This window comes from Desulfococcus sp. (assembly GCF_041737845.1).
Taxonomy (GTDB): domain Bacteria; phylum Desulfobacterota; class Desulfobacteria; order Desulfobacterales; family Desulfococcaceae; genus Desulfococcus.
This window is the reverse complement of record NZ_JBGSQX010000025.1, coordinates 61,188-68,649: the sequence shown is the minus strand read 5'-3', so window position 1 is coordinate 68,649 and position 7,462 is coordinate 61,188. Positions and strand designations below refer to the sequence as shown.

Here is a 7,462-nt window from a genome sequence, read left to right as displayed (position 1 = left end):
GCGCCGGCACGGGGGGGCGGCCGGCAGAACCCCCGCGGTCCGACGGGGAGATCCATTTGACCAGGACGGACAGGAGGGTCGCGGGATCAATGGGCTTGGTGACGTGGTCGTCCATCCCCGCGGCCAGGCTTTTTTCACGGTCCCCGCTCATGGCATGGGCGGTCATGGCCACGATGGGGATCGTCTCGGGCGATCCCCCGTTCGATGAAGCCCGGATTTGCCGGGTGGCCTCGAACCCGTCCATGACGGGCATCTGGATGTCCATAAGCACCAGGTCGAATCTCTCCGCCCTCAGGGCCTGGACGGCGGCCCTTCCGTCGACCGCGACGTCCACGATCACCCCCATCTGGTCGAGCATTTCCAGGGCGACCTGGCGGTTGATGTCGTTGTCCTCCACCAGAAGCACCCGGGCCCCCAGGATTCGCTCCGCCCCTTCCCGGGGCATGGCGGAGCCTTCGGGGCGCGGGGCGGGCAGGGGGATCTCCTTTCCGAACAGGGCCATGATGGTGTTGAACAGCACGGAAGGGTTGGTGGGCTTGAGCAGGAAACCGTCGAGTTCGTCGATGGCGGCCCGGGCGATCATTTCTTCCCGGCTGTATGCCGTCACCATGATGATCGCCGGCGCGAGGGGCGCCGGGAACTCCCGCTTGATCCGGCGGGCGGTTTCGATACCGTCCATCCCGGGCATTTTCCAGTCCATGAGGGCTAAGGGAAACGGCCGCTTCCCGGCCGCGGCGCGCTCCAGCATGACCAGGGCCGTCTCCCCGGAATCGGCCGTCGACACCTCGAAGGTCATGGCCTCGAGATAATCCCGCAGAATATTCCGCGAGGTCCGGCTGTCGTCGACCACCAGCACCCGCATCCCCTTGAGGGGCCCCGCGGCCCGGAGCCGTTTTTCGAGGGGCGCGGCCCCGACCCCGAAGACCAACCGGAACCGGAAGGTCGACCCCCGGCCAACCTTCGAGTCGATCTCGATGTCGCCGCCCATGAGCCCCACCAGGCGCTTGCTGATGGTCAGGCCCAGACCCGTGCCCCCGTATTTCCGGGTGGTGGAGGCATCGGCCTGGGTAAAGGGCTCGAAAAGCCCCTGGGCCTGGTCCGGGGTCATGCCGATGCCGGTATCCCGAACCTCGAAACTCAGGGTCGCGATGTGTCGGGTCTGGTGTTCGACGTCCACCGAGACGACGATCTCTCCCATGTGGGTGAATTTTACGGCGTTTCCCAGAAGGTTCGTGAGGATCTGGCTGAGGCGGAGAGGGTCGCCCACGAGAATCCGGGGAACGTCCCGCGAGACGGCGATCAGGAGCTCCAGGCCCTTGTCTCGGGTCCTGTCGGAGATCAGGTCCGCCACGTTTTTCATGACATCCTCGAGATGAAACGGCACCCGCTCGATGTCCAGTTTGCCGGCCTCGATCTTGGAAAAATCGAGAATATCGTTGATGATCCGGAGCAGGGTCCGGGCGGAGACGTCTATCTTTTTGAGGTAGTCCGCCTGCTTGGGGGAGAGGTCGGTCTGCAGGGCCAGGTGGGTCATGCCGATGACGGCGTTCATGGGGGTGCGGATTTCGTGGCTCATGTTCGCCAGGAAATCCCCCTTGGCCCGGTTGGCCTGTTCCGCGGCCGCCTGGGCCAGCCTGAGCTGCTCTTCCTTCTGTTTGAGTTCGGTGATGTCCCTGCTGACGCCGATCAACCCCAGGATTTCCCCTGCCGGGCCGTAAATCGGCCGCTTGTCGCAGAGCATCCATCCGGGCCGCCCGCTGCTGTCCTCATAGCGCCACTCCATGCCCTTCATGGCCCTGCCGCGTTCAATCACCGATTTTTCAACAGCATGGCTCCGCAGGGCCTCCTCCTTTGAAAGGATGTCGAAATCGGTCTTGCCGGAAAGGTCTTTCCAGTGACCGTGGCCGGTCAGCTCCGCATAGGCCTGGCTCGCGGCGGTGATCCGGTGGGATCGGTCCTTGATGTAGATGAAGTCGGAGGTATGCTCCAGAAGCGAGACGAAATCGCGGTTGAGGGCCATCACCTCGGTGAGGTCCCTGAAGGTGACGACGGCGCCGACCACCCGATCGCCTTTTCGGATGGGCATGCTGGTGTACTCCACCGGAAAACAGGTTCCGTCCATGCGCCACAGGACCTCGCGGGTGACGTGGTGGGCGACGCCCTCGATGTAGGCGGCCGACATCGGGCACTGCGCGACGGGGTAGGGCGTGCCGTCCACGGTGGAATGGTGGATCTGCTCATGGATCGATTTCCCCAGGAGGTCGCCGGCCGGAAAGTCGAGCATTCGTTCCGCGGCGGGATTGATGAACATCGTCCGGCCGGCGCCGTCCACCCCGAAGATTCCCTCCCCGGCGGATTCCAGGAGCAGGCGGCTCTGCTCCTCCGCGTCGCGGAGGGCTTCCCTCTGGCGGCGGATCAGGAGGATCCAGACAACGCCGAAGAGGATGACGGCGAAGAGAACCCCCCCGCCGATCATCGCCGTCCTCATGATCCATGCCGCGCGGGCCTGCCGCCGCCGGGCCGGGTCGAAGATGATCTGTCCCATGTCGACATCCGACCGGGAGACGACCTGGGCGTCATGCAGGTGCTTGAGCATCCCGCGCCACCGATCGGGGTTGGTATGGCCGGGCTCCACATAGGGGTAATGCATCAGGTGCCTCAGCTCCGCTGCCTGAAACCGGTTGAAGTCCGCGAAGTCCTCCAGGGGCAGGATGCGCTTGAACTCCCATTCGATCTGGTCGGACATCTCATGGGTGTGTTTCATGGCGTACTTCCAGCCCTGGATGGAGGCCTGGGTAAAGCGCCAGACGAGGTCGGGGTTGTCGTCGATGAGCTGTCTGCGGGTAAAGAGGCTGTCGCCGTAGAAATCGATGCCGTAGGTGGACGGCCGGATGGATGCCAGGCGCAGCCCCAGCTTTCGGGCGGTCCAGTTGGCCGAGAGGGTGTAGTCCGCCACGACGTCGATGTCTCCCGAGGCCAGGTCTGCAACGCCGAAATGGGCGGGGTGAACGGCCACATGGTCCGGGTTGATGCCCTCGGCGCGGAGCATGGCCTGCATTTCCACGTCGGTTGCATCGCCCGGTTTCCGGCCGACGCGCAGTCTCAGGAGATCCACGGGAGAGGAGAGGCGGCCTGTTTCCAGGGCGTAAAACGCCACGGCGCTCCGCTGAAAAAACGAAGCCAGGATGACCAGGGGCAGGCCCCGGTCCCGGGCCGCCAGGATGTCCGCCGCGCCGATCCCGAAATCGGCCCGCCCTTCGGCCACGGCCGCAAGGGCGTCGATCTTGGTCTTTTCCGGGGTGAATCCGGAAAGGATCTCAACATCCAGGCCGGCTTCATGGTAATATCCTTTCCACAGCGCCGCATAGTATCCCGCGAACTGGAACTGGTGGTCCCAGCGCAGTTGGAGAACGACCTTGTCTGCGGCGTCGACGGAAGAAGGCCGGCCCCCGCTCAAGAACAGCAGGAGGGCCAGGCCGATGCCCCCGCATCCTAACCTGAAACAATGGCGCCGACGGCTGTTTCCGGGCTTCATGTCCACTTTTCATCACTCCCTGTCCAACTGATCCATACGGATTTCAGGATGCCGTCAAGGGACGTCCTTCTTTTCAAGCGCGTCAAGGAGGGATTCCAGAATCGCCAGGGCCTCCCTGAACTGATATTTGCCGATTCGTCTGCCCAGATTTTCGAGATGGGGGAGGAATTGACGCGGCCGGACCATGCCGTTGATTTCCGCCATCACGGTCTGGCTCGGCCGGGGCTGGCCTTTTTGAATCAGGGGCCTCAGCTTGACCAGAAGGTCGCGGAGCCTGCCGGGGTCGCCCTCTCCGGTCCGGGGGCCGCCGGCCTCGGGTGGTCGCTCGCCGGGGGCGATGGTTTTTATGGCGTCGAGAACCGTTTTCAGGGCGTCGTCAAACCGCTGGACGAGCGCCGCGGCCGCTTCGCCATCGGCGCACCGGACGGCGGATTCCAGCTCGCCCGATACGGCCTGAAGGTCCTCGGCGCCGATATTGCCGGCTACGCCTTTCATCGTATGCGCCATGCGCTGGGCCAGCGCGGCGTCGTTCTGCGCAACGGCCTGCCGGATCCCCTCGGCCGCATGCTCGTTATCCTGACAAAATTTTTGCAGGATCCGGCGGTACAGGGCTTCATTTTGCCCCACCCGCATCAAGCCGTTTTTGACGGAAATCCCCGGCATATCCCTCAAGCCGGTGCCGCTTTCCGGCGGCGCCGTGGCCTGCGCTTTTTGGGCGGCCTCAGGCGGCACCCCGCGCTCGCCGGGCGGAATCCATTTGACCAGCGTTTGGAACAGGCTTTCCGGATCGATGGGTTTGGTGATGTGGTCGTTCATGCCCGCGGCCAGGCTTTTGTCTCGATCCCCGTGCATGGCGTGGGCCGTCATGGCGATGATGGGGATCGGCGGCTTCGCATCCGGATCGCCCGGCCGCCTTCGAAGCTCGATTTCCCGAATGCGCCGTGCGGCGATCAATCCGTCCATCACCGGCATCTGGATGTCCATCAGGATCAGGTCGTAATCTCCGCCCCGCCAGGCATCGAGGGCGGCTTTCCCATCGCTTGCGACGTCCACGATCAATCCCATTTGCGTCAGGAGTTCCTGGGCGACCTGCTGATTGATTTCATTGTCCTCGGCCAGCAGCACGCGCGCGTCCAGGATCTGTTTCAATCCCGCCGGATCCCTGTGGAGCGGCGTCCTGGCATAGGCGCTCTTGGGAACCTTTTTCCCGAACACCTCCATGATCGTATTGAACAGCGAGGACTGGCTGGATGGCTTGATGAGGAACCCCTCCAATCCGACGCTCTCCGCCTGCCTCATCACCTCTTCATTGCCATAGGCCGTGATCATGATGATGACCGGCACGTGGGGAAGGTTCATCTCCGTTTTGATACGTCGGGACGCCTCGATGCCGTCCATGCCCGGCATTTTCCAATCCATGAGGACCAGTTCAAAGGCCCGGTTTTCCCGGGCCGCCTCTTCCAGCAGGATCAGCCCCGCTTCTCCGGAATCCGCGGTGGAGACACGGAAGGAGAGACTCTCGAGATAGCTTTTCAGGATGTCCTGAGATGTTCTGCTGTCGTCGACCACGAGCACCCTCAGCCCCTGGAGGTCGTCGATGCATTGCCGCCGGGGCTTCCTTTGGGTGTCTTTCCCCTGGAGGCCGAATACCGCCGTGAAGTTGAAGGTGGAGCCCTTGCCCATCTCGGATTCGAATGTGATCTCGCCGTCCATGAGATCCACCAGCCGTTTGCAGATGGTCAGCCCCAGCCCCGTGCCGCCGTATTTGCGGGTGGTGGACGTGTCCGCCTGGGTAAAGGCATGGAAGAGGCTCTCGGCCTGTTCCGGGGTCATCCCGATGCCGGTGTCGCGCACCGTAAAGCGGAGCTTCGCCCGATGGTCCTCCCGCCGGACAAGTTCGGCCGACACGAGAATTTCGCCTTCCTTCGTGAATTTGACCGCATTTCCCGCGAGGTTGACCAACACCTGTCCCAGTCTGAGCGGGTCCCCCACCAGGTTGAGGGGCATCTCCGGAGAGGTGGCGATAATCAGCTCCAGGCCTTTTTCCTGGGTTTTGACGGAGATGAGGTTGGCCAGGTTATCCAAAACATCCTCCAGATGGAATTCGACGTGCTCGATGTCGAGTTTGCCGGCTTCAATCTTGGAAAAATCGAGGATGTCGTTAATGATCCTGAGCAGCGCATAGGCCGAGGTGTTGATTTTTATGAGATAATCCCGCTGCTTCGGCGTCAGGTCGGTCCGGAGGGCCAGGTAGGCCATACCGATGATGGCATTCATGGGGGTCCGGATTTCATGGCTCATATTGGCCAGAAACTCGCTTTTGGCCCGGTTGGCCTTTTCCGCCACCTGCCGGGCCAGGCGAAGCTCCGCCTCCGTTTTTTTCAGGTGGGTGATATCCGAGGATATCCCGCAGACCGCCACGGGGTTTCCATCCATGCCGAAGACCGGGAATTTTATGGAGAGGAAGGATCGGTCCTTTTCCTCGATGATTTCCTCTTCCTGGAGAGGGGCCTTGGAGTCAAGGACGGCAAGATCGTGGCGCCGGAACATCTCGGCCATCTCATGGGGGAAGATGTCGTGGGCCGTTTTTCCGAGCACGTCCTCGCGGCGCACCTCGAATGCTTCGCAGAACCTCTCGTTGACAAGGATATAGCGGCCGTCGAGGTCCTTGGCCAGGATCAGCGCGGTGCTGTTGCTGATGATCCCCTGGAGGAACTCTCTGTTTTCCTTGAGCGAGGTTTCCATCCTTTTCCGCTCGGTAATCTCCTTGCTGATGCTGATCAGGCCCAGCAGGTTGTTTTCAAGATCGTAGAACGGCCGCTTGTCGCAGAGCATCCAGCCCGTCTCCCCCCTGGCGTCGGTATATCGCGCTTCATGGTCCTCCAGGATCTGTCTTTTTTCAATGACCGCTTTTTCAAGGGCGTGAGACCGCTCTGCCGCTTCGAGGGGAAAGATGTCGAAATCGGTTTTCCCGTCGAGATCCTCCCGCCGGGCGTGCCCGGTCATGTGCGCATAGGCCCGGCTTGCCGCGGTGTACCTGTAGGAAGTGTCCTTGACGTAAATGAAATCCGGGGTGTGGTCCAGAAGCGCCGCAAAGTCACGGCTGCGAATGCGCATGCCTTCCGCCAGCATCGTCTGGCGGATGATGTAAAAGGCCAGGAGGGACACGACAAACAAAATGCCCGCGGAGATGGTGGAGAGTTTTTTCCCGATCCGGGCAATTTCCGCGTGGACATCGTCGATGTAGATTCCGGTGCCGATGATCCATTGCCAGGGTTCAAATTCCTTGACGTAGGACAATTTCGGAACGATTTTGCTGGGATCGTCTTTCCACTGCCACATATAATCCACATACCCGGCCCCCTGTTTCCGAACCTCCTCGACAAACGCCACAAAGAGGCGCTTGCCGTGCGGATCCTGGAAGCCGGAGACATCCTGGCCGTCCAGGTCCGATCGATAGGGATGCATGACCATCCGCGGGGACATATCGTTGATCCAGAAATAATCCTTTTTTTCAGGACCGTAGCGAAGATTCCGGATTTGAACGATGGCCTGCGCCTGGGCGTTCTTCCGGGTCAGGGTGCCGTCCCGCTCCCGTGACTCGAAGGTGGCCAGGATGCTCCACGCCGATTCGGTCAACTCCCGGATCATTTCACGTTTTCGTGCCATGAAACTCTCTTCCATGGCCGGAAGGATAATGAAAAAAATGGCGGTCATAAACAACACCAGGGTCAGTAATGCCGGCAGGCCGATGCGGATGGGAATTGATTTTGACAGCTTTTCCTTGGCATTGTCATGCATGGCGCAACTCCCGCGTAAGGATGTGGGCTTCTATACAGATGGAAAATAATCATTTTTTTTCCAGTTTATACGACGCTGTTCGTGGTCTTCCCGATTTCTCCGGAGTTGTCTGCGTCTGCCGGTGTC

General features: G+C 61.4%; 2 protein-coding genes. Both read right to left on the bottom strand.

Annotation, left to right across the window (positions count from 1 at the left end):
* On the bottom strand, positions 1–3,535 hold a 3,535-nt coding region (locus ACEW8N_RS03215), incomplete at its 3' end, for a response regulator (protein ID WP_373498357.1).
* A gap of 54 nt (positions 3,536–3,589) precedes the next feature.
* Positions 3,590–7,336 (bottom strand): response regulator, encoded by a 3,747-nt coding sequence (locus ACEW8N_RS03210; protein ID WP_373498356.1) that lies wholly within the window; start codon positions 7,334–7,336, stop codon positions 3,590–3,592.
* Between the last annotated feature and the right edge of the window lie 126 nt (positions 7,337–7,462).